This window comes from Vicinamibacteria bacterium (genome assembly GCA_035620555.1).
GTDB lineage: Bacteria > Acidobacteriota > Vicinamibacteria > Marinacidobacterales > SMYC01 > DASPGQ01.
On sequence record DASPGQ010000431.1, the window covers coordinates 1 to 2,149 of the forward strand.

Consider the following 2,149-nt stretch of genomic DNA (forward strand, 5'->3'; position numbering starts at 1 on the left):
CCTCATATCCGGCACATCCGCCATGGCCGAATTCTGGGTCTTCAACGCCGGACTCTACCGCTTGCTCGACGCCGTCGCCCCGGCGAAGCCTGTAGTCGCCGTCGCGCTCCTGGTCATCGTTGGTCGGCGGACGTGGGCACTCCGTGATCGAAGCGCGCTGCCGAACGAAGCCCTCTACGTCCTGGGCTCCCTGCTGATCCTCTCGCCCATCGTCAACGCGTGGTACGTTCTCTGGATCCTCCCCTTCGCCGTCGTCACGAGAAACCTGCCGTTTCTGGCGTTCACTCACCTCGTGAGCTTCGCATACGCCTGGTTCCACGACCCCGAAACCGCGTTCACCTACCGCGTCGTGGAATACGGAATTTTCTACCTGTTGCTACTCCTCTGCGCGTCGTCTAAGGTGTGTGGAGATCGGCGGCTCGCTGATCGCCGACCGACGTAAGGAGAACATCGTGATCTGGCTCTTCCTTCTAGGCGTGGGTGCCGTTCAAGGCCTCGACAAAGACGACGAGCGCTGGCTCGAGCGAGAGGTTGCCGCCCTCATTACCCGGGAAGAAGCGAGTATTTTCCGCGGCCTTTCGAACGACGACGATCGTGATTTGTTTCGTGACATCTTCTGGTCGCGACGCGACCCCGATCCCCGTACCACCGAGAACGAGTTCCGGCACGACTTCGAGCGTCGCGTCGCCATCGCCGACGAGCGTTTTCGCGCCCGGGTCGGCCCCGGTTCGCAGAGCGAGATGGGCCAGCTCTTTCTCTTACTCGGTTTTCCCGCCAGCATCGACATGGGCCGCGGCAGCATCCCGCTCCCGTCGAACGGCGGCATTCCCGAAGGCCTCGAAGGAAGCACGACCGAGCTCACTCCCGCCGGTCAGGGCGGCGGCGCCGGCAGGCCTGGGAGCCCGGTCGATAGCAGATCTCAGCGAATCCAGACGTGGCGCTATCCGCCCGACGAGGCCTCGGGATTTCCCGACGGCTTGGACGTGCGCTTTCGAGCCCAGCCCGGCTACGGCTATCGGCTCATTCTCTCCGAGGATCTCGAGCGCGCTCTCGAGACGCGCCGGCAGTCGCTCATCGCGTGGCCGGAAATCGGCTATGTCCTCGAGAACGGTCGACTCGTCGCGCCCCAGACCGACGTCACGGACAACGCGGCAAATTCGAGTCTCGCGACCCAGATCCTCGATGACCTCATCGCCGGGGCTCCCGTGAGCGACGAGTTGCCTTTCGACGTCACAGTTGCTTTCTTCCGTTCGTTCGACGGCGCGGCGTACATGGCACTCCTCGTCGAGACCGAGCAAGAGATGACAGTCTTCGGCGCCGTCACTCCGATCGGCGGAGGCACGTCACAGCGGTTCGAGCACAAGGCGAGCGAGATTCCGCTGCAGCTCGCGCCGGGCGACTATACCGTTCATCTTGGCGTCCTGGACGCAGAGACACCTGCTTTCGGCACCCGCGTGATGACGCTTCAGGTCCCGGGCTTCGAAGGGAACGGGCTGCGGATGTCCTCGATCGTGCTCTACGATGGGGCCGAAAAATCCGACGCTCGTGCCGGCACCCCGGGGCGGGCCTTCCAGTTCGGCTCGGTCCATCTTTCACCCAAGGGACAGAGGCCCTTCCGCTCCGCGGACTCCCTGGGGCTTTTCTATTACGTCTACTTCCCGACGGATCGCACGCCCGAGCTGACGACACGCTACGTCTTCTACCTCGACGGCCAGGAGCGTGCCCAGACCGAGCCCAAGCCCATGCTCGTCGCCGAGGGTCAGGCGCTGGCGAGCGATGAAATTCCGCTCGCGAGCTTCTCGCCCGGCGAGTACCGTGTTCTCGTGCAAGTCGAGGACGGGCTGACCGGGGAAACCCTCGAGGGGCGCGCGAGCTTCACGCTCGAGCGCTGAGCTCTTCCAACACCGAACTGGACACCGGGCACGGCCTGCGCTAAAAATAGACGCGTCCGGATTCGGGATCTTCCGAGCGCGCCGACCCGCGTCCGCAAGGGGCCAGCTGGTTGGCAAACGAGAAGAGCTTCGGAACGCAGCTGAGGGATGCCCGAGAGGCGTCCGGGGATACCCTCGACGCCATCGCCCGGACGACCCGCATTTCCCGTCGCTACCTTCAGGCACTGGAGGCCAGCGACCTCGAAACCCTTCCGGGA

Annotated in this window: 3 protein-coding genes; all 3 read left to right on the forward strand. The window is 64.4% G+C overall.

The window, feature by feature from the left end:
• A partial coding sequence (locus VEK15_17600; GenBank protein HXV62519.1) for a hypothetical protein occupies window positions 1-442 on the forward strand: 442 nt, incomplete at its 5' end.
• 10 nt (window positions 443-452) lie between these two features.
• A complete protein-coding gene (locus VEK15_17605; protein HXV62520.1) occupies window positions 453-1,892 on the forward strand; it encodes a GWxTD domain-containing protein in 1,440 nt (479 codons plus the stop codon).
• Window positions 1,893-2,002: 110 nt separating this feature from the next.
• Window positions 2,003-2,149, forward strand: a 147-nt coding sequence (locus tag VEK15_17610) for a helix-turn-helix domain-containing protein (protein HXV62521.1), incomplete at its 3' end; no start/stop codon positions are given.